11 protein-coding genes are annotated in these 22,365 nt (G+C 44.1%); 1 reads left to right on the forward strand and 10 read right to left on the reverse strand.

Annotated elements, in window-relative coordinates:
* Positions 1–8: 8 nt before the first annotated feature.
* The 8 genes from KE626_RS24670 to KE626_RS24705 form a co-directional block, all read right to left on the reverse strand.
* Entirely contained in the window at positions 9–2,096 is a 2,088-nt protein-coding gene (locus KE626_RS24670; RefSeq protein WP_211975683.1) for a beta-galactosidase, read from the reverse strand.
* A 27-nt stretch (positions 2,097–2,123) separates the two neighbouring features.
* A complete protein-coding gene (locus KE626_RS24675) occupies positions 2,124–4,307 on the reverse strand; it encodes a glycoside hydrolase family 3 C-terminal domain-containing protein (RefSeq protein ID WP_249207676.1) in 2,184 nt (727 codons plus the stop codon).
* A gap of 104 nt (positions 4,308–4,411) precedes the next feature.
* On the reverse strand, positions 4,412–6,343 hold the full coding sequence (locus tag KE626_RS24680; RefSeq protein ID WP_211975685.1) for a glycoside hydrolase family 97 protein: 1,932 nt from the start codon (positions 6,341–6,343) through the stop codon (positions 4,412–4,414).
* A gap of 24 nt (positions 6,344–6,367) precedes the next feature.
* The gene (locus tag KE626_RS24685) at positions 6,368–7,831 is read right to left on the reverse strand and encodes a cellulase family glycosylhydrolase (RefSeq protein ID WP_211975686.1); all 1,464 of its coding nucleotides are present in this window, start codon (positions 7,829–7,831) and stop codon (positions 6,368–6,370) included.
* A gap of 22 nt (positions 7,832–7,853) precedes the next feature.
* Positions 7,854–9,071: a glycan-binding surface protein gene (locus tag KE626_RS24690; RefSeq protein WP_211975687.1), complete on the reverse strand. Its 1,218-nt coding sequence runs from the start codon at positions 9,069–9,071 to the stop codon at positions 7,854–7,856.
* A 22-nt stretch (positions 9,072–9,093) separates the two neighbouring features.
* A complete protein-coding gene (locus tag KE626_RS24695; protein ID WP_211975688.1) occupies positions 9,094–10,665 on the reverse strand; it encodes a RagB/SusD family nutrient uptake outer membrane protein in 1,572 nt (523 codons plus the stop codon).
* A gap of 27 nt (positions 10,666–10,692) precedes the next feature.
* Entirely contained in the window at positions 10,693–13,851 is a 3,159-nt protein-coding gene (locus tag KE626_RS24700; RefSeq protein WP_211975689.1) for a SusC/RagA family TonB-linked outer membrane protein, read from the reverse strand.
* A gap of 436 nt (positions 13,852–14,287) precedes the next feature.
* Complete coding sequence (locus KE626_RS24705; protein WP_211975690.1) at positions 14,288–18,376, reverse strand: hybrid sensor histidine kinase/response regulator transcription factor; 4,089 nt, start codon at positions 18,374–18,376, stop codon at positions 14,288–14,290.
* A 645-nt stretch (positions 18,377–19,021) separates the two neighbouring features.
* Here KE626_RS24705 and KE626_RS24710 point away from each other — a divergent pair.
* Entirely contained in the window at positions 19,022–20,881 is a 1,860-nt protein-coding gene (locus KE626_RS24710) for a cellulase family glycosylhydrolase (RefSeq protein WP_211975691.1), read from the forward strand.
* 108 nt (positions 20,882–20,989) lie between these two features.
* On the opposite strand, the gene KE626_RS24715 is transcribed toward KE626_RS24710, so the two are convergent.
* The gene (locus KE626_RS24715; RefSeq protein WP_211975692.1) at positions 20,990–22,006 is read right to left on the reverse strand and encodes a zinc-binding alcohol dehydrogenase family protein; all 1,017 of its coding nucleotides are present in this window, start codon (positions 22,004–22,006) and stop codon (positions 20,990–20,992) included.
* Between the two features lie 9 nt (positions 22,007–22,015).
* Positions 22,016–22,351: an L-rhamnose mutarotase gene (locus tag KE626_RS24720; protein WP_211975693.1), complete on the reverse strand. Its 336-nt coding sequence runs from the start codon at positions 22,349–22,351 to the stop codon at positions 22,016–22,018.
* Positions 22,352–22,365 lie beyond the last annotated feature (14 nt).

Below are 22,365 nucleotides of genomic sequence, written 5' to 3' on the forward strand. Positions count from 1 at the left end.
TGTTATTTTTATTCACTCCAAACCAATACACCTGCTGGTTCCAGCACTTTTTCACCGATCATTATTTTGGCCTGGGCGGGTATTTTCATTTCATAATTATCAGAGGAGTAATTGACCGCCACATAAAAACCATCCCGCCAATAAACATATACGCCTGGCGGATAATGCGCTGTGGTAGCTCCTGCGCTGGTATATATGTTCCGTAGTATATCGGATTCCAGTTTCGAATCATCTGTGTCTACCCCGATATATGTAACGCTGCCTTTACCCAGACTATGTTTTACTACAGCTGCTTTTCCTTTATAAAACTGGTTGTCATAAATGGCCAGAGGCTCGGTGTTGTTATCCGGCGCCAGTAAGTCGGCCCAGTTATTCCAGCTGTAATGAACTGATTTCATCAGGATATCTCCTTTAGCACTGCCTGAAAGCATATCACTAGCTTTAACCCGGGCGCCTATCAGTCCGGACATGGGGCCTGCCCATCCGGTTTCCCAGAAGTGTCCCATACGATCTTTGGTACCTGTACGACAGGTAATAATTAAATGACCGCCTTTTGCGGCATAGTCCTGCCATTTCTTTATCAAAGCGCTATCCACCATTTCATACGCAGGAACAATGACCACCTTGTATTTCGATAGATCGGCCGATTCCGGAATTACATCTGTTGGTGCGCCGAATGATTTTGCTATTTCCAGGAATTTAACCGGGTAATTCCAAGTATCCCATTGCCAGGTTTGTTTTTGCCGGTCAATCGTCCAGTAATTTTCCAGGTTCCAAACAATGGCGGTTGACCGTGCAGCCAGTTTTTCAGGCATAACAGCGCCGGGTTTATATAATTTCCGCAGCTCCTTTATTTCTTTCATGAACTGCATATACTCCTCACCACCCTGTGAAGGCGTTACACCATCTGTTTGTATAACGCCGGCATGATATTGTTCAGCGCTATAATTGATCTGGCGAAACCGGTAAGAGCTGGCCAGTTTTCCTCCGGCTGCAAACGTGTGATAAAGCCACATACGTATGGCGCCAGGCAAAGGCAGCGGATTGTAACTGCCCCAGTTTACCGGCCCCGGCTGAATTTCCATTACGCCGGATACACCACCAACTGACTTATAATACTCCGCAGCAAAAAGAATTACCTTGCTATTTCCCAAACGAAAACCAAGATCCCCGATATTATTGGTACCTCCATTTGGATAGGCCGTATAAGTGGCAAAATCGAGTTTATTCGTACGGCGGGGATCAGCTCCTGCAGAAACCGCCGTGTAATTAGTAGTGATATACTGATTTTGTGAGATGTAATTCCGGAGTATGCCCGCCTGAAAGTCGAGAAATTCTCCCTGTGCATCGGCACTGTAGCGTTTAAAATCAAGCAACGCATGCGGATTATTCCCCCACCAGCCTACCAGGTTGGTATTGGGAATGATCACCTGGTCAAAATTATTGAACCACTGGCTCCAGAAAGCATTTCCCCAGGCGGCATTCAATGCATCTATGGTTTTGTATTTGCGTTGCAGCCATTGCCTGAATGCCTCCTGCGAGGAAGGACTATAATCTGGCTTCGCATCCGGTTCGTTATCCAGTTGCCAGCCTGTCACATTTTTATTGGTTCCGTAACGTTTAGCCATTTCCGTTACAATATCCCTCACAAACTTCCGATAAGCAGGATTAACGATAGATCCAAGTCCGCGCGTACCGTTCTCGCCCCTGATGTAATGGCCATCCATCACAAAGGTCTCCGGATAATTAATTCTCATCCAGGCCGGTGTGGTGGCGGAAGGAGTACACATCAATACTTTTAAATTGTATTTTGTGCAGAGGGCTACTACTTTGTCGAGCCATTCAAACTCAAACTTCCCCTCCACCGGTTCCATTTTAAACCAGGCAAACTCGGCAAGGTGTACAAACTCAAAGCCCATATCAGCAATCTTCTTTATGTCCCGCTCCCACTGGTTTTCATTCCAATGTTCGGGATAATAGTAGATGCCGGTAGTAATAAGGTTTTTCGCAGGAAAATACCGGTTAACTTCCTGTGCACTCGCCTTCCAGCCTGACAACAAAATGATGACGAGAACAAGTACGACATTTTTATTCATCTGAACTATTATTTTCATTGTTTAACCTTACTTCACCAAAATTTTCACGGACGATGAAATATTGCGTGATGAATTTCCTATGTGCAATATGAAGTCACCTGCTTCCACGTTCCAGGATTTTTTTGTTTCGTCATAAAATGCCAGGTCAGACACTTTCACGCTCAGTTCAATCGTTTTTGTTTCACCAGGCTGGAGAAAAACCTTATCAAAGGCTTTCAATTCTTTTTCCGGACGCAAAACGGAACATTCCGGATCGCTGACGTACAACTGCAGCACTTCTGCTCCTGCCCGTTCGCCTGTATTGGCTATCGTACATTTTGCATGGATAGTCTCCTCCTTTCCATAACTGGTTTTATCCGCAGAAAAATTATTGATCAAAAAACCGGTATAAGAAAGGCCATATCCAAACGGAAATTGGGGAACAATTTTCCTTGTATCAAACCAACGATATCCTACCAAAATATCTTCCTCATAATTTACACTAAGGTCCCTTCCCGGGAAGTTACCCAATGCATGTGCGGGCGACTGATCCAATGATACAGGTAACGTAAATGGTAATTTACCTGAAGGATTCACTTTACCACTCAACAGATCAGCCACTGCATTGCCGGCTTCCATCCCGCCAAACCACGACCATAATATAGCAGGTACCCGCTGAACAATGCCGGATAATTTTACCGGTGAACCGGCTATAATAACCACCACCGTATTGGGGTTGGCCTTGGCTACTTCACGAATCAGTACATCCTGCCCATAAGGTAAATCCATATTCTGCTTATCAGATGATTCAGTGTCAAAATCATGATTTAATCCCCCAAAAATAATCACCACTTCTGATTCTTTCGCCACCTTAACGGCTTCATCAATCAACTTCCAATCTATCTTATCGGTGCTTGTTTGGCCTGCATTACTGCCTTCTTTGAAAGTGGACTGCTTCTGGTATCCCTGCGCAAAATTAATTTTTACATCAACGCCGAATTTTTTCCGTATAGCCTCCAACGGGGTAATTTCGTACAGGGCTTTTATCTCGGAACTAAGTCCTCCATCACAATGTTTGCGCGTAGCATTATCACCGATAATGGCAACGGACTTTATTTTTTTGAAATCAAGCGGAAGTATATTTCCATTATTCTGTAACAACACCGCTGCTTCTGCGGCATCGTTATATGCTGCCAGCTGATGTTCAGGCGTATTCATTTTTCCTTTTTCCCGCTTTCCTTCATCGAACATTTTGGTTACCATCATCACCCGCAGTACATTCGCTACTTTTTCATCAACAACTGCAACCGGAACTTTTCCCTCCTTTACTGCCCTGATCAACGGATCGGCAAAATACCATTCATTGTAGTCTTTTTTATCCGTTCCCATTTCCAGATCAAGACCGGCTAATGCCGCTTTAACGGTGGTATGTGCAGCAGCCCAGTCGGTCATCAATACACCTTTAAAGCCAAACTCTTTACGAAGTATCTCCCTATCGAGATATTCATTTTCGGAACACCAGTCGCCTCTGAATTTATTGTATGCCGCCATTACCGTATAGGCGCCGCCTTCCATTATCGACGCTTTAAACCCCGGCAGGTAAATTTCACGTAATGCGCGTTCACTCATATGCACATCAACAGCGTCCCTATGCGTTTCCTGGTTATTAGCCAGCCAGTGTTTTACGCTTACCGCCACATCCTTCGACTGCAATGCTTTAATATAAGCCACCGACATGCTGGAAATAAGCAACGGGTCTTCGCTCAGGTATTCAAAATTTCTTCCGCAAAGTGGCGAACGGATAATGTTGATACCTGGTCCGAGTAAAATATCTTTTTTACGAGAACGGGCCTCTTCACCCAATACTATTCCTCGTTCGTAAGCCCGCTGAGGGTTCCAGGTAGCAGCCAACGCTGTGCCGGGAGGAAAACAGGTGGCAGCATCATTGGTCCATCCGGCATAAGCCCAGTCGTGCCGGTTTATTTCCGCACGCACCCCATGAGGTCCGTCGCTCAAAGCCCATTCCCCAATACCCAATCTTTTTATTCCCGATACGTAAAATTTCGAATTTCCATGTAGCAGACTAACTTTCTCCTGCAGGGTCATCTTGCTGATCAACGAGCGGATCTTTTCCTCCCGCTTACTATCATTTGCCGTCAATTGAGCGCTGGCAGCACCACCTATCAACAGGCCAACAAACCCGAGCGCCAATTGCCTTACGATTCTTTTCATTTCCATCAATTTTCAATTCAATATGTTCTATTATTAGGTTTAAACAGGTTGAGGCGCCGCTTCTTTGACACGTTAGCAGCAAACGACGATCATCATTACGATCGTTATGGTATTGGTTTCACTATGGCTACAAATCCACCACGACGAAGAACTTCAACGTCTACCGTACTGGATCTGTCCACCACTAAATATTTTGTTGTTAACGCTTTATCATGTTTACCATCACTGATTAATGTCAGCTTATACTTAATACCTTCCGGCAGAAAGTTGAAACTTATCTTTTCCTTCTTTTCCTGCATTTCAGCATTAATGCCACCAATAAACCATTCATTATTTTTACGACGCGCCAGCATCACATCTTTACCTGGATACCCGGCCACTAACCTGGTATCATCCCAGGCTGCCGGCACCTCCCGGATGAATGCTTTGGCGGCATCCGGTAATTGAAGATAGCCTTCCGGACGGTCCGCCAGGTGCTGAATACCAGATTCAAACACAACACTCAGTGCCAGTTCATGCCCATAGGAGGTAACATGCGGATATTGAGAATTTGTAAAAGTAACCGGTGTGTAATCCATCGGTCCCACCACATTGCGGGTGAAAGGCAGCATGGTGTTATGCGCCGGGGCAGCCATGGTAAAATCAGGACCATTATTATACCACTCCGCTCCCCGTACCGCCTCATGTGTCATCAGGTTTGGATAGGTTCTTGTCCAACCCCGCGGTACCAGGCAACCGTGGAAGTACACCATTATTTCGAAATCAGCGGCATCTTTCAGGATATCAAGATAGTATTGAATCATATCCTGCTTCTCACTCTCGAAGAAGTCGACTTTTATACCTGCAACGCCCAGCTTCTTTAATTTTGTAAATTCTTCTACCCGCCTTTCATGCGTCAGCAACCTGTCGCGGGGAGTGGAATTAACATAAGTATGAGGGCCGCCGGAATTATACCACATCAATGGCTTCACGCCTTTTGAATGAATGTATTGCAGCGCATCCTCCAGGTTTCCTCCATTACTCATGGCATCCCATTCCCAGTCAAGCAAAGTATAGGGCCAGTTCATTTCTGCTGCCAGGTCGGCAAACGCACAAACAATTTTATAATCCCTGGTACCGTGATTGCTGGACCAGTAATTCCAGGAAGCAATTCCCGGTTTAATCCAGTCCGTATGCGCTATAACGGAAGGATCAGACACATCATCCACCAGGGTAGAGGCAACTATATCAGGCAGGCTGCCTGCAATGATCACACGCCAGGGAGACTGCCAGGGAAGCTTGATAGCAGGTTGCGACGTTCCCAGTCCTCTCCCATCTCCCGGATCAGGAAACGTCAGTTTGTAAATGGATGCATCATTTGTGTTACTGAGTTTAGTACCACAATAGGTTCCCGTTACATCGGCTTCATGAAACAGGAACCAGCAGGAATTATCTTTTAACTTGAAAAGTGCCGGGTAGCACCATTGCTGTTTCTGAATGTTACTATCGCTCATGGAAGTATAAAATCCTTCATTGGCGGTATTCCATTTTTCCATCCAGCGGCTTGTTTCCTTGGGAATGGTGTAAGCAGTCAGCTCCTCCTTTACAACAAAGGTCCCCTGTGTTTCCGGGAACTCATAACGAAAAGCAATGCCATCGTTATAAGCCCTGATAACAACATTCAGTTTTGCTTTGGATGGATTTTCAAAGGAAACGATTATTTCATTGGCAACATTGGTACAAACAGCTCTTTTACCATGTAATGCCGTATACTGTTCATGGATAAGTCTGGGTTTACCTGCTTTAAGAAATTTCAGTTCTTTTGAAAATTCCTGATCACTACGCACCAGTCCTATGTCAATACGCGGAATAACTTCCACCATCTTTCCATCATTATTACAGGATGCTTTGATATACCATCCCCCTACACCGTTGTCCTGTGTTGAAAATAAGGAAACATTCATCCTTTGATCCGGCGATTGAACCGTTTCCTTTTGTGCAAACGACGACAAAGCGCAAAGAGAACAAAAGAAAACGGCGACAATCGCAAACTTCATATTTACCATATTTGTGTTTAATAGTTAGTTACTACCCGCGAGGATGGCGCTAACAGAGCGTTGATCAAGCACTGTATTATTATTACGCCTGTCCAGTGCTCCGCCGGTATCCCAGTAAAAGGGCTTCATACCGTTGGCGATTGCCTGTTTAGTTGCATAGGTCAACCAGTAATCCACTGCATCATTATGGGTGGCCAGGTCTTTAGGAACATACTTATTGTTTCCGCGTCTGTAAGTACCGTATTCACCCAAAATAACCGGGATCTGTTTGTCGGTGAATTTCGTTTTCATGATGCTGAAGGTCGTACTTAGGTAGCTTTCTTCACCCCAGGTGGCATTTCGATCGGGCTCAATTGTAGAATGATGTCCTGCTCCCCAGTAATAAAACATTTTACCCCAGGATGCATCGCCATCCATCAGCAAACAGAACTGGGAAGGACCGTAATAATGTACTTCCACCATCATACGGTCTTTCACTTTATCTGTAGGAAGCGTATTCATCAGGTTACCGGTTTTTTCAATATCAGTGGACGGCCCCTGTACCACCAACACCCGGTAGCTATTGCGCCCACCGGTGGAGCGAACTGCATTAATGAAGGTTTGATGATAGCTGTTGAGTATATCCATTTGTTCCGCATTCTCCGCGGGAGGTTCGTTGGCGCTTGCAAACATCAGGTGTTCATCGAAATCACGCATGGTAGTAGCAATCTGCTCCCAGAATGCTTTTTGTTTCGCATTGACAGAGTCTTGTTTTGCCCTGTTAATATTGGCATCCAACCAACCGCCATCCCAATGGATATTGAGCAAAACATACATATCGTTGTTGGCACAATACTGTACTACCTGCTTTACGCGGTTAAGCCAATCCTCCTGGATCTTAGCAGTAGCCTTGTCTGAATGCTGATCCCATGAGCAAGGCAGCCGGATAGCATTAAATCCCTGCTGCTTTACAGCCCGGATATAGCTTTCACTAATCAAGGGATTTCCCCATGCGGTTTCACCACCGATGGCCTCCAAAGTATTTCCTATATTCCAGCCCAGCTTGAATTTTGCTGCCAGTTGCACTGCATTGCTTCCCATCCCGCTTGCATCGGCCGGCGCCGGCGATATATTGTAGCCCGGATATAAGCTGCTGGCTTGTTTTATGTTAACCCTGCGTACCTGGCTGTTTCCCGCATTAACCATTAGTACTGCCGACCGGGCTGCGCCCGTAACATTGGATGCGGTAGTTAACCGGATAGTAGCCTGGCCGCTATTACCGGTTGTTTGACTTACCTGCAACCAGGAGGAGGCGGAATTACCGATATTCCAGTCTACATTACTGGTAATCGTTACATCCGTTACACCTCCATCCGGCTGGAAAGTAATTTCTGAAGAAGAAACCGACAATTCAGGTGTAACAACGCTTTTCTTACTACAGTATGCAGCCGTTAGGGCAAAAAAGAGAATGCCTATAGGCGCATACACCCTGCTGATTTTCATTTTCATATTTGGCTAAAATTTATTGTCACTATTTGATCTTCACTACCCTGATATTGTCAACAGCTGCCTGTAAACCGGAAGTGGAGGGAGCAGCAGAAAAGTTTTTGGTTTGAATATTAACAGCGCCATTGCCTGTGTTGCCTAACAACGTCTTCAAACTCGCAGCTGCTGTGCCTTTACCATCATTGGTCCTGAACAATGACAAAGGAATAGTTACGGTGTGCCAGCCTTTTGTAGTAAAGGGAGTAACAGTACCGCCAGCACCTTGCCAGGGTTCATACCGGGCCAGGTAATCAAAGGTGTAACCTTTTATCACATAAATGGAGGTGCCGGTCCAGGCAGCAGGAACACTGATCTCAAACTTCAACGCATAATCATCAACAGCAACGCTTAAACTATCGGCAGGCACCCACTGAACATCGTTGGTATTTATACTCCGCCCGGCACCCCACCAGGTACCGTCGCCTGCCGCCAGCACGTCATTTTTTAACACTGCATAATAGCCCCTGTTTCCCGGGAAAGCACTGCTGCTGTTATCTGTGCCGGTGCCCCAACTAAACGTGTTCACGTTATCAAAATTGCAGAGCACACCGGTTTTGTCATCATTTACATTATAGGGAGTGGTAGCCTTACCGGATTTAGTAGTAATAACTACGGGGCCACTTTTGGTAAGCGCCGGTAATACAAATCCTATAGAGGTGCCATCGCTCGCTTCCGCAAAATGGGTAACGGCTGTACCGGCAAAGGTGAGCTCTTTTATAAAAAATAAATTTAACCCGGAGATATAAACGGAATCACCTTCATTGGCATTTTCATTGGAAACAGCGGTGATAGCCGGCGGCGGCGCAGCAATACTGAATGTAAAAGTGGTCGCACCCTGCCTGGTAACATAATGAATGGTGTTCAGGCTTGCAGCGGGTACCGACGGAAACGGTATCACTGCAGGCACCAATACGGTAGCGCTGGTGTCGGAAAACATAATGCTGTTGATGTTAGCAGGTACTCCATTGAAAGATATCTGTACAGCATCCTTCAGGTTATGGCCGATCAACACTACCCACTGACCGGTGGTGATAGTGCCCACAAGCGTATCTGCAGGAGAGGCCGCATAATTTCTAACGCTTGTTATTTCAGGAGCTCCTACCGTTACATCCTTCTTACAGGCAGATTGTATACCTGTAAAAAACACTGCAAGCGCGAAAAGCGGTAAACTTTTATATATCTGGTGGAATGTTATTTTATTCACGGTAAAATAGTTTTAGTTCTTTTTAATAATATGATACCGGAGGTTCCTGCAGTTTCGGATTGGCAGTTATCTCAGAAGAAGGTATTGGGAAAGTAAAGCTCTGGATAGTGGGCGGAGTAATCACCCCATATGGACTCGCAGGTGTTAAAACCCCACCTGATATCGTAAAGGTTACCCGTGTTTCCCCCTTTAACATATTGATGGCTTTGGCCGGGTTGTAATAAGATAATCTCACCAGGTCCGTCCAGTATTGGCCCTCTGCTGCCAGTTCAATTCTTCTTTCAAGTAACACGCTATCGGCATCAATTTTAGGCGCAGGAAGCATCCCTGCTCTCGTACGAACTTTGTTAAAATATAAAAGTGCATCGGCGTTGCTTGTAGAACCGTTGTTACCAAGCAGGGCTTCTGCATACAGGAGATAAACATCTGCCAGTCTTAGTAATGCATTATGCTCTGTAGAAGTTGTTTGAGTCATGGTAGGTGCACTATTATCCTTGTTGGTGCCGATAACATGTTTTTTCAATGCACATGATCCGGTAAATTTAAAACCACCACCGGCGGCGTTCAGCTCGGGGTAATAGTCGCCGTTGATCATAAAAGTAGCTTTACGCCTTATCGAATCCCTGGTAGCATATAACTTGTACATATCTACGGTTGGTCCAATGCCAAACCAGCCGGCAGACCCGTTGGCAGATATTTCCGCATTCGTTGAATAGATCTGCAGCATATTGCCTTCCAGCCAGGCGCCACCCGGCGCCCATTGTAATGCAAACAACGATTCAGGGTTATCGTTAAACTGTGTTTTAAAAAGATCAGCGTAATTAGCTGCCAATGCCAGTCCGCTGTTTTTACACACATTTCCCGCGTATTTTGCAGCACTATCAAGGAATTGCTGATTCCTTGCGCCTTTCTGATTTAATCCGGCCGCCGTTAAATAAACCTTGGCTAACATGCCTTGTGCAGACCAGGTAGTTACCCGTCCTGCAACATCTGAAGCAGGGAGATGACCAGCGGCAAATGTCAGATCATTGATGGCAAACTTATATACGTCTTCCGTTTTTATACGGTTAACCAGGGGAGAGATGATCAACTTGCTGTTATCTTCAATAACAGGAACAGCACCCCATTGTACTGCCAGGTTATAATAGGCAAATCCACGCATAAACCGGGCTTCAGCAATCGCAGCATTCTTGTCCTTAACCGCAATTGAATCAGGCGCTTTTTGCTGGATGGCACTAATGGTAACATTACAATGCGCGATGATTTTATACATCGATTTCCAGTTGGCGATCATAATCCCATTCAGGCCTGTAACGGCAAAAGTATTCAACTGTACCGCATCTCCCCAGTAACCCACCGCCATATTTCCACTTAGCACGTCTCCAACAGGCAGGTAACAGTTATAGTTCCAGTCAGCCCAGGGAGTACCGGCATATAATGCAGCTGTTGCCAATCTTAAATCGCCGGTACTTTTATAAAAGTTATCTGCACTTATTTGTGACAGTGGCGGACGATCCAAAAAACTTTTGGAGCATCCTGTCGTCACTATGATTATTAACAGGAAAGCAATTATTTTATCCAATATTGATCTCATAAATATTAATATTAACAGATGAATATTTTATTTAGTCAATTTAATGTTAGCACCAATGGTAAACACCCGTGGCTGGGGGTAGTAACCACCGTCGACGCCTGCGGTCAGCGGATCCCATGATCCGATTTCAGGGTCCATCCCTTTGTAGTTGGTAATGATGAAAGCATTTGAAACATTGAAATAAACCCGCAGGTATTTAATGCTGGCTTTCTCAAGCAATTTTTCGGGGAGTGCATATCCTAAAGAAATATTCTTACATCTTAAAAAAGTGCCACTTTCCACGTACTTATCAGAGTTACGGTTATTATCATTGGTATTATCATTTCTTATACCTACAATCCTGGTATCGGGATTCGTTACCTGTATGTTATTGATATCAGTGGCGCTGCCCTTCGGATCAATCAAAGTCAGTTTCGCATAGTCCACCAGTGACCTCATGTATCCATAACTGGTACCGGGATACTCGCCATTTATACGAAGCTGGTTATATACTTTGTTACCAATGTTGGCCGCAAAAAATATATTCAGGTCGAAATTCTTATACGAGAAAGTGTTGTTAAAACCCACCTGGTATTTAGGTATAGGGGAACCCAAAAACGTTTGATCGTGTTCATCAATCACACCATCACCATTAAAATCTTTGAATTTCAGGTCACCGAACCAGATGCTTCCTCCGGCCGCCCCTACAGGTAATGGCACCCCATTTTTAGTAGGCAAAGCGTGGGTTTTAAAATCTTCTTTCGTTGCAAATACTCCCCCATCAATAACATACCCGTAAAACTCGCCGATAGAACGTCCCACAACGGTTTTGCTATATTGTTTGTCCAGTGAAGCGCCATCCGTATTGAGTTTCAATACTTCGTTAATATTGCGCGAAACGGTTACATCTGTTTTCCAGGTGAAATTTTTCCTTTTAATGTTGGTGGAACTGATTCTAAAATCAAAGCCCTTGTTGTTAACTGTACCTACATTGACGTATGGGGCATCGAGCGCTCCGGGCGAATAACCAATAGCGGTACCGGAATACAAAGGCAAAGGAATCTGTAATATAAGTCCGTCTGTTCTGCGATTATAAAAATCTACAGAGAAGTTTATTCTCCAGTTAAAAAGCGTACCATCCAGTCCTATATTTGCATATTTTGTTTTTTCCCACTGCACATATGGATTACCCACATTTTGGGTTAATTGTGCAATGCCCGTCAGTCCGGTAGCTACCGTAGCGAGGGTGGATGTATAAGCATAGTCCCGGATATTTTGATTATTCGTTAACCCGTAACCGAGGCGCAGCTTTAACTCATTTACGTCTTTGGCCTGCTTTAGAAATTCTTCATTATTTATTTTCCATGCAAAGGCGCCTGAATAGGTAGTCACCCAACGGTTATCAGGAGCAAACTTTGAAGAGCCGTCTGCCCGCACATTGGCGGTAAACAGGTATTTATCATTAAGCCCAAAGTTTATGCGACCAAAATACGACTCCTGGGCACTTTGCCCTTTGCTGCCGGAATTGGTGGCAGTAGTTGGATCACCGCTGCTGATTACCTGTACGTTGTTGGAAGGGAAATTACTCCTCCCTGCAGAAGAATTTTCATTGGTGCCCAGTTGTGCTTCATGTCCCAACAGCACATTTACGTTATACTTATTTTTAAACAGATGTGCATAAGTCAGAAAGTTCCGGATGGTATTAAACCAATTTTGGGAAAAATTGTAAGACCCACTGTTGGTATTGTTTTTTACCAGACCAAATGTATAGGAAGGATTAAAGCGGTCTTCCGTGGCCATAGAAAAACTCGTTGTCACTTCATTCCGAAGCGTCAGGTCCCTGGTAAAAGCAATTTCAGCATACAGATTACCAAAAAGCTGGTTTCTCTTTGCCTCATCTTTATTAATAAGGGCAATAGCATATGGATTTACAGTAGGATTGACCCATCCATTTGGGTTATAGGCGCCGCCCCAGCTGCCATCATCATTTTTCACCGCTATATCCGGTGTTTGACTTAACGCCGTATTAATAACATTGGAGCTGGTAGAATTTACATTTTCTTTGATATTAACAAATTGCAGGCTGGTACCGATCTTTAACCAATTGGTGGTTTTATTGTCGAGATTCAATCTCAACGACATCCTGCGAAAGTTGGATCCAAGGGCAATACCTTCCTGGTTGAAATAAGAACCGGACAGCAGGTATTGTGTTCTGGGATCTCCCCCGCTAATGGTGAGCGTATGGTTAGACATGGGCGCATTTCTGAACAATTCTTTCTGCCAGTCGGTGCCATTGCCCAGGTACTTAGGATTCACAAATTCGGGGCGGGTATCAAACCCCCAACCCAAACCGGTATTCCTATCATTGATAAAGGAGGCATACTCTCTTAAATTCATCAGGGGCAACCTTTTAGGTATTTGCTGGTAGCCGGTGTACATATCGTAGGTAATGCTCGGCGGAGCAACCTGTCCCCGCTTGGTGGTGATAACAACTACGCCATTGGTGGCCTGGGAGCCATAAATGGCCGTTGCAGAAGCATCTTTTAATACATCGATGGACTCAATTTCAGAAGGGTTGATACCTGCCAGCGGATTCACGCCGGTACCCAATGTGGCAGTACCGCCTATAATAATTCCATCAATTACGTACATCGGTGAGCTTCCTCCAAAAGAAGACAGGCCCCGGATCTGTACAGACACCGCTCCTCCTGGCTGACCTGATATTTGCTGGGCCACTAACCCGGGAACTTTTCCCTGTAAGGCCTGGTCGAAGGTGACAGGTTGGGTTTTACGGATTTCATCACCGGAAACAGAGGAAATGGCGCCGGTTACATCAGGCCGTCTTACCTTACCATAGCCAATCACCACCACATCTCCCAGTTGCGAAATATTTTCAACCAACGCTACTTCTATGGAAGTGCTTTTATTAATAACTACTTCTTTTTTCTGGTAGCCTATTATGGTAATTACAAGCGTATTTCCGGTGGCAGCATCGATAGTAAATTTCCCTGCTCCATCAGTAATAGCAAAGCGATTGGTATTTTTTACCGTGACAGTGGCTCCGGGGATAGGAGCGGAATTACTTTTATTATTGACACTACCGGTTATTTTTATTGTTTGTGCAGAAAGGGGGGTGCTGGAAAGGAATCCCAAAAGGATACCCAATAGCGGCAGCATTCGCAAGCGAATCATTTTGGTTGACTTCATTTTCAATTTTTTTGCTTGAGTAGATGATTATCTCCAACAGGCGGAGATGACATTTCATAAGGTCAGCACATTTATGACAGGGAACAGGCTATTAAAAGTGTTTATTCTTTCAGACGCCGGTGTCATTCGTCACTTTTTTAATATGATCTGACGACTTCAAGTTTAACTGTTTGAGATGAGCGAAATAGTAAAGCAATCATAACGGTAAAAGGGAAGCCCGGTTGTAGCCGATAGACAAAGCGGCCCGTCAACAACTCCCTCGAACAGGCATAGGCCGGCATGTAAAGTGGTGGCAATTGTAGTTTCATATACGTGGATTAAATGCTGTAAAGCTATCGTTATAACAGCTTAATCATGGGGCCTGATTGATTCAACTAAGGGCCTCAATTGTTACAATTGGCTGAATACCACTGCCAATATCGCGGCAGGAAGTTGCTTAAAGGTTTTTCTTTTTAAGATTTGCCGCATACTCCGAAGGAGTAATTCCAAATTCATCTTTAAAAAGTTTGCGAAATACTTTCGGGTTATTAAATCCTACCTGGTATGCTACTTCTGCAATAGACATTCCACTTTTATCTAATAACTGAGCAGCTCTTTTTAAACGAATGGAGCGGATAAAATCTAAAGGCGACTTACCAGTCAGGGAATTTATCTTTCTATACAAGGTTACCCTGCTCATAAACATTTCCTTACTGAATTCATCTACCGAAAAATCAGGGTTATCTATTTGATTTTCAATTATTTCCATTGCCTGTTTGAGGAATTTTTCGTCTACAGGCGTTATGGTCACCTCTTGCGGGTTGACGGCTATCTGCTTCTTGAATCTTTTTTTCAATAATTGTTGTTGCATCAGCAGGTTATTAATGCGGGAGGCCAGGATCTCAAAGGTGAAAGGTTTGGTAACGTAATCGTTAGCTCCTGCTTTCAGGCCCTCCAGTTGCTTTTCCTCACTTCCTATAGCCGTAAGTAAAATAACAGGGATATGTGCAGTAAGCATTTCCGACTTAATTTTTCCGGCCAGTTCAACTCCATCCATCAAAGGCATCATAATATCGCTTACCACCAGGTCCGGGTTTAACTGTTTTATTTTCTCCCAGCCCTCCTTCCCGTTGATGGCTTCCTCTACATGATATTGTTCTTTCAGGTTATCTTTTAAATAAAACCTCAAGTCCTCATTGTCTTCCACTATCATTATTGTTTTTTTGCCGGTCTTCTTTTTTCCTTCTTCAATTATTATTTGTTCTCCCTCATCTACAGGCGCCGGATGGGTTACAGGCCGGGATGAAACATACATCTTTCTTGCAGGAAGCAACACCGTAAAACAGGTACCCCGATCCGGTTCGCTTTCCACCGTGATGGTCCCGTTATGCAACTTCACAAACTCTTTTGTAATGGCTAAACCTATACCTGTACCCTGGTTCACCATGCTGTCCGGCACCTCTGTCTGAAAAAAGCGTTCGAATATCTTCCCATGCTGATCGGGAGGAATGCCTATGCCAGAATCTTTTATGCTGAGGGCCAGTGTTCCATCGGTCCCATCAGTGACCGGCGCATTATATGTCATTTTGACACTAATCATTCCATTATCATAGGTATATTTAAAAGCGTTGGAAAGCAGGTTAAATAAAATTTTCTCTATTTTGTCCTTATCAAAATAAATTTCGAGATGGTCAACGTCACTTGAGAATGAAAACCGGATCTTTTTCTTTTCTGCGATATCGGTGAAAGACTGGCTGGTTTCCCTGCAAAAGCTGACTATATCCCCTACAGCAGGATGCAGTTTTACCTCCTGTACTTCCATTTTTCTGAAATCAAGCAACTGGTTTACCAGGTTCAAAAGACGTTTGGCGTTCCGTTGTACCAGGTTCAATTGTGCAGCCTGCTCCTGGTTAGCCGCTTGTTTAATGATCTTATCCAGGGGGGCAATGATAAGACTTAGCGGCGTACGGAATTCATGGCTTACATTGGTAAAGAATTTTGTTTTCAACTGCTCCAGTGCATGCGCCCTTTCCGCCTCTCTGCGCTGCTGCTTTACTTCAAAGCGCATATGTATCCTGTCTAACGTAATCCGGCGGACAAGCAAAAACAAGCCGGCAGCAATTAACAAATAGACCAGGTATGCAATGGGTGTTCGCCAGAATGGCGGTTCGATGTTGATCTGTAACGTTTTTATTTCACTCCATGCCCCTGTCCTGTCCAGAACCTTTACCTTAAAAGTATAATGACCAGGATTAAGGTTGGTATAAGTTGCTCTCCGTTGGCTATTGTCTGTAAACAGCCAGTCAGTATTAAACCCCTCCAGCATGTAGGCGTATTTGTCATTACGGTTATGCGAGTAATCGAGAGAGGCAAAGTCTATAGAGAAAACATTTTCCTTATACTTCAGATCAATACTTTGCAGCTGCGGTAAAGCAGTATTCAACAGTACCCGGTTATTGACCCGTTCACCGGGTCCGATATTTTTATCTAAAATCTGGAAACCGGTGAAAACAATTGCCGGATGACCAATAGGCTTCCTGATGGAAGCCGGGTCGATAATATTAAACCCCGACGGCCCCCCAAAGATCAATTCACCTGCCCGTGTTCTCAGTGCCGCATTAACATTGAATTCCCGGTCCTGCAGGTTATTAGTTACATCGTAATTAATAACAGAAAAAGTAATATGGCTATTATTTTGCCGGGGAATAGCGTTGCATAATCCATTGGGGGTAGCAATCCACAATGTTTGATGATCATCTTCGAGGATATTCAATATCATATTGTCCGGAAGGCCATCTGATATGGTGAATGTCTGAAATTCACCTGATTGCTTATCAAATAAATTAAGTCCCTCTCTTGTTCCTACCCAAATCCGTCCCCTGCTATCTTCCAACAGGCAGAAAATACCATCATCGCTCAAACTTTTTTTCTTATTGGTATGCTTATAAGTAATGGTAGCCGCTTTATCCTTTTCAAAAACGATAATACCTCCGCTTGTACCAATCCATAGATCGCCTTTTTTATCCTGTATAATAGCAGAAACATAATTCGCTCCGCCACCGCTTTTATAGTGAATGAACCGGTTTGTTGTTCTGTCGAAACGATCCAACCCGCCACCTAAAGTGCCTATCCATAACTGTTGCTCTTTATCTTCAAATATTTCCCACACAATGTCATCCGCCAAACTGGAAGAATCATTATCATTATGCCGGTAATGCGTAAACTTCCTCCCATCGAAACTGCTAAGACCTCCGAGATAGGTGCCCACCCATAACATATTCTCGTGGTCTATCCACAAGCTTACAATAACATTATTGCTCAAGCTATTGCTATTATTGGGGTCATGCAGGTATTGTTTGAAAGTATTATTCTTCCTGTCAAAACAGATCAGCCCTCCTCCATTGGTGCCTATCCAGATATTACCGGACCTGTCTTCAACAAAACGGTTTACGTCGTCGAACTGCAAGCTCTTTGGATCTGATTCCCTGCGATGATAATATGGAAACTGTACAATATTGCTGTTGTAATAATTTATACCTTGTTTGTAGGTTCCCGCCCAGATAATCCCCTCGTCATCTATATAAATTGAAGTAATACTGTTTTGACTGAGGCTCTTGGGATCATTTGGGTTATTCATCAAAAAACTGGTGTTGAACTTATGCTTTTTATCAATCAGGGTGATGCCTCCATGATCCGTTCCCACCCAAATCAGTCCATTGTTGTCCTGGACAACCTGGCTTACCAATTCCGAATTCAGTCTTGCGGGAAAAGAATTTTTGTCCATCCGGATGAGCGTGTTATCCTCCGGATGTAAAAAGAATAGTCCATTATTATAAGACCAACACCATACATCTCCGTCGTTGTCGATAAAAAGACTAAAGGGATTTTCTCCTTTATGCTGCTGCTGTATTGCAGTGCTGGAAAAAATAACGGTGTCCCGTTGTATATCGTACTCCTGCAAAAAGCCTGACTGATACACCAGCCATAACTTTCCATCTGTTGTTTCCTTTGCTGAAGCAATCTTTTCTGCAGGCTTAACGGTGTGCTGCGGGTCAAATTGTTTCACACTTTTATCCCTGGCTGAATACAGGTATAATCCCTTGTCACCGTAAAGGAACCAATATCTGCCATCCTTTCCTTTTATTATATTGGAAATTGTACCTGCAGGTAAACCAATGGAAGATAAATAGCTATTATAGTCCGCATCAAATTCTTCCGTATCAGGGTTATAAATACAAGGCCCTCCCATAGTCGACACCCACATTCTCCTGTCGGGGAGTTCGTAAAAACCGGCGATATTATTGTTAATCAGCGAGGAGCTGTCATTATGATCCTTACGAAATATTTTGCAGGAATAACCATCATAACGATTCAATCCATATGCGGTCCCAAACCACAAAAAACCGTCCCGGTCTTTTAACACCGCATTTACCTGGTTGTGAGACAGACCATTATAGGTATTAATCTTTGAGAAATTATAATGCTCACTTTGTGATAAAGCAATAAGGGAATGCAGTAACAATACAACCCCAAAAAGGTAACGCATTGAAGTAGGTTTTAGGTATAAATAATGTTACGCCTGCCGGCATTAATGCGATTCTGCCTGGCGCCGATGTCAGTTCATATTGCCGGGAAGATACTTTTTCAGGGTATTGTAACATTCTATACCCTGGAACGAAATATTCCATACCCTTCAATACGGGCCGGACTACTTAACTTTATAGTAATTATTCCACGTAATTAATTTGCCTCTTTATGAAAACATTGTTACTACCCCCTGTTTTCCGGCCTATATGGCCTGGTACCGCCTGCTTAAAAGGTTCGTCATTCGTGGCCATTATTCATAAGTGTCAACTTAACACATAAATATTTATCACAATAAATCCTCCGATGACCGAAGAGGGTCAATAATATCTTATGCTTTTGCAAATGATGTGTTGATGTTGATTTGCTGCTTTAAAAAGAACCACTGCAACGCCATCGGCTATTTCATCAGCATTCCTGATTATTGTAGTATTCGTAGAAGATCTGTACTATAATTAATTGCAGAACAAAAAGTAAAAGGCCCTTCATGTACCATATGACAGATTCCATTTGGCAAATATAGCTTTCCTCTTCCAGACAAACATCAATCAACCCATAAAAATATAGTTAATAATCACTTTCAACCTAATCTAAAAAGATTCACGCTATGAAACATTTTCTATTTTTATCAGCACTGTTAAAACGTAGCTGCAAACTTCTATTTGTTGCAGCTGGTATTTTCCTGTCAATTCCTGCCTGGAGCCAGTTACCCACAGCGCAGCAGGTGGCCGGCCAGATGAAAGTTGGCTGGAACCTTGGTAATACCCTGGAAGCCATTTGTGGCGAAAACGCCTGGGGCAATCCCAACACCAGCCAGGCGCTTATCAATGCGGTAAAGGCCGCCGGCTTCAACACCGTACGGATTCCCTGTGCCTGGGATTGCCATACCAGCAACGGTGTAATCGATGCTGCATGGATATCCCGTGTAAAAACAGTAGTAGACTACTGTATTAATAACAATATGTACGTCATCATAAACATCCACTGGGACGGAGGCTGGTTGGAGAATAATTGTACCCCCGGTGCACAAAATGCTGTAAACGCGAAACAACAAAATTACTGGACCCAGATTGCCAATTACTTCAAAAACTATAATGAACACTTACTTTTTGCCAGTGCTAATGAACCGGCTGTCAGCGATGCAACAGGGATGTCGGTGCTGTTATCTTACCACCAAACGTTTATAAACGCGGTTCGCGCCACCGGTGGAAATAATAGTTCCCGCAGTCTTATCATACAAGGGCCCTCAACAAACATAGATAATACCTATAACCTGATGAATACCATGCCCACGGATCAGATTTCCAACCGTTTAATGATGGAAGTTCACTATTACGCCCCCTGGCAGTTTTGCGGATTAACAGCAGACGCCTCCTGGGGTACCATGTTTTACTATTGGGGAAATGGCTTCCATTCCAGCTCTCAAACAGACCGCAATAGCACCTGGGGAGAAGAAAGCGAAGTGGAACGTGCATTGGGATTGATGAAAACGAAGTTTGTAGATAATGGTATCCCGGTAATCATTGGTGAATTTGGCGCCATTAAGAGAACCAATCCTTCAGATCTCTCACTTCACGTGGCCTCCAGGGAGTATTTCAATAAATATGTCACCAGTTCAGCAAAAAACAAAGGCATGATTCCGGTTTATTGGGACAATGGCGCCTCGGATTTTGGATTGTTTAACCGCAGTACGGCAGCAGTAAATGACCAGGGCCTAATTAATGCCATCATGCAGGGCGCCGGCGGATCTGCTTCCGGTTATATTACACTGGCTAATCGCGCTACAGGCCTGTTGATAGATGGAATAGGCAGAACAGCCAACGGATCTAACTGTTCACAATGGGGCAATAGTGGAAGCTATAACCAGCAATGGGTATTAGAAACAACCGGAAGTTATGTTAAGCTAAAAAATCGCGCCACAGGATTATATGTAGATGGAATGGGCAGAACAACCAATGGGTCAATTGCCGGGCAATGGGCCGGCAGTAGCAGCAACAACCAGCAATGGACAATGGAAAGTGCCGGCGGCTTTGTGAAGTTCAAAAACAGGGCAACCGGTTTATACCTCGACGGCCTCGGTCAAACCGGCAACGGGATTGATTTAGCACAATGGAGTGCAAGTTCCAGCTATAACCAACAGTGGACCTCTTCCACAACGGCCAATGCCCGAACCGCAGCACCACCTGCATCCCTGACGATCGTCAGCAATTCCTCCGCCGACAAACAAACAGCACAGGTGGTAATATATCCTAATCCATCGTCTTCAAACTTCAACCTGGCAATTGATAACAACGAAAAGATATTGCTTATTGAAGTCGTTGATATAACCGGTCGGGTTGTTGAATCCATAAAACCAGCTGCTATTAAAAACAGGTTGGAATTTGGCGCCTCACTCAAACCTAATACTTATATTATTAAGGTCACCGGAAGTACATGGACAAAATCATTCAAGGTTATTAAGCAATAACAACATTTATAGGGTAAGAACAATATATCAATAGCGGCAATAATCACTGTAGTGACTATTGCCGCTATTTTCCAGAGGCAGTGGTGTTGGGTAAAGAAGCTTTCCCTATTATTCTACTTCTATAATTGCTTTAATAACGCCATTAGCGGGATCGAGCAAACTTTCAAACGTTTGAGTAACTTTTTCAAATGCAATACGATGGCTAATGTAATTGCCTGGTTGTACCCAGCCTTTCTTTATGGCAGCAATAACGTGATCAAAATCTTCCCGTGTTGCATTACGGCTGCTCATTAAAGTCGCCTCCCGCTTATGGAATTCCGGGTGACTGAAACTGATATCTGCTTTCTGCAAGCCTACCAGGACATACCTGCCGCCATGTGCAATGTATTGAAAGCTGTTATTTATTGCCTTTAAGCTACCGGTAGCATCTATCACTACAGCCGGCATATCCCCGTTGGTGATAGCAGCCAACTGCTCCGCTACGTTTTCGGCGGATGCGTCGATCACGTGATCAACTTTCAATTTTTCCTTGCAAAACGCTAATCTTTTGGCATTAACGTCTACCGCAATAACGTTACCTCCGGCAATACGCGCAAATTCCATGACCCCTAATCCAATGGGACCGGCGCCGATGACCAATACGAATTCACCGTTTTTAACATCCGCCCGCCTGATGGCATGTGCTCCAATAGCCAGTGGTTCTACCAGGGCCAGGTCATCGTAACCCAGGCCACCACCATGTACCAGCGCAGCGGCAGGTACATTCAGGTATTCTCTCATTCCTCCGTCAACATGCACACCACAAACATTGATCTTAACACAGCAATTGGGTTTTCCTGACCTGCAGGCAATACAAACACCGCAGTTGAAGTAGGGTATAAATGTTACGATCTCTCCATTGGTAAATCCTGGTGCGCCATTGGCCTCCACTAATTCACCGGAAAGTTCATGACCTAAAATCCGCGGATAATTAAAATAGGGTTGCGTTCCTTCAAAGGCGTGCAGATCTGTGCCGCAAACGCCGATCCTTCGAATCCTGATCTGCGCATAACCTTCTCCCGGCGCCTGTTTCTCCGTTTGCTGAAATATTAATTTTCCCGGTTCCTCACAAATTATTGTTTGCATGCTGATTTTTTAAAGTTGAAAAATCTGTTCCATCAATACCCATTTCTCTCCCTCTTTTGCCCAGGGTAATGGTTGCTGGAACTTCCACATTAATTGCTCCCATTCCTGTACTTTAGGGTTGGCAGCATCCGATGTGCTTTTTGCCGTTTCATTATACAGGTCGTTCGTTTCCATAATCATCATCAGGCGGTTTCCCGTTCTATAAATCTCCATTTCTTCAATTCCCGCCTCGAGAATGCTCTTTCTTATTTCCGGCCACCCGTTTTCTGCCTTGTGCCAATATTCGTATTCTTCGATCAGCCGTGGATCATCCTTCAGATCAAGGGCCAGACAATATCTTTTCATAATTTTGTTTAACA

This window comes from Chitinophaga hostae (assembly GCF_018224885.1).
Taxonomy (GTDB): domain Bacteria; phylum Bacteroidota; class Bacteroidia; order Chitinophagales; family Chitinophagaceae; genus Chitinophaga; species Chitinophaga hostae.

What these genes read in the sequence shown, in the direction of transcription:
- KE626_RS24670 (WP_211975683.1), bottom strand. Translation starts at nt 2,096, where the DNA reads ATGAATAAAAATGTCGTACTTGTTCTCGTCATCATTTTGTTGTCAGGC.
- KE626_RS24675 (WP_249207676.1), bottom strand. Translation starts at nt 4,307, where the DNA reads ATGAAAAGAATCGTAAGGCAATTGGCGCTCGGGTTTGTTGGCCTGTTG.
- KE626_RS24680 (WP_211975685.1), bottom strand. Translation starts at nt 6,343, where the DNA reads ATGAAGTTTGCGATTGTCGCCGTTTTCTTTTGTTCTCTTTGCGCTTTG.
- KE626_RS24685 (WP_211975686.1), bottom strand. Translation starts at nt 7,831, where the DNA reads ATGAAAATGAAAATCAGCAGGGTGTATGCGCCTATAGGCATTCTCTTT.
- KE626_RS24695 (WP_211975688.1), bottom strand. Translation starts at nt 10,665, where the DNA reads ATGAGATCAATATTGGATAAAATAATTGCTTTCCTGTTAATAATCATA.
- KE626_RS24700 (WP_211975689.1), bottom strand. Translation starts at nt 13,851, where the DNA reads ATGAAGTCAACCAAAATGATTCGCTTGCGAATGCTGCCGCTATTGGGT.
- KE626_RS24705 (WP_211975690.1), bottom strand. Translation starts at nt 18,376, where the DNA reads ATGCGTTACCTTTTTGGGGTTGTATTGTTACTGCATTCCCTTATTGCT.
- KE626_RS24710 (WP_211975691.1), top strand. Translation starts at nt 19,022, where the DNA reads ATGAAACATTTTCTATTTTTATCAGCACTGTTAAAACGTAGCTGCAAA.
- KE626_RS24715 (WP_211975692.1), bottom strand. Translation starts at nt 22,006, where the DNA reads ATGCAAACAATAATTTGTGAGGAACCGGGAAAATTAATATTTCAGCAA.
- KE626_RS24720 (WP_211975693.1), bottom strand. Translation starts at nt 22,351, where the DNA reads ATGAAAAGATATTGTCTGGCCCTTGATCTGAAGGATGATCCACGGCTG.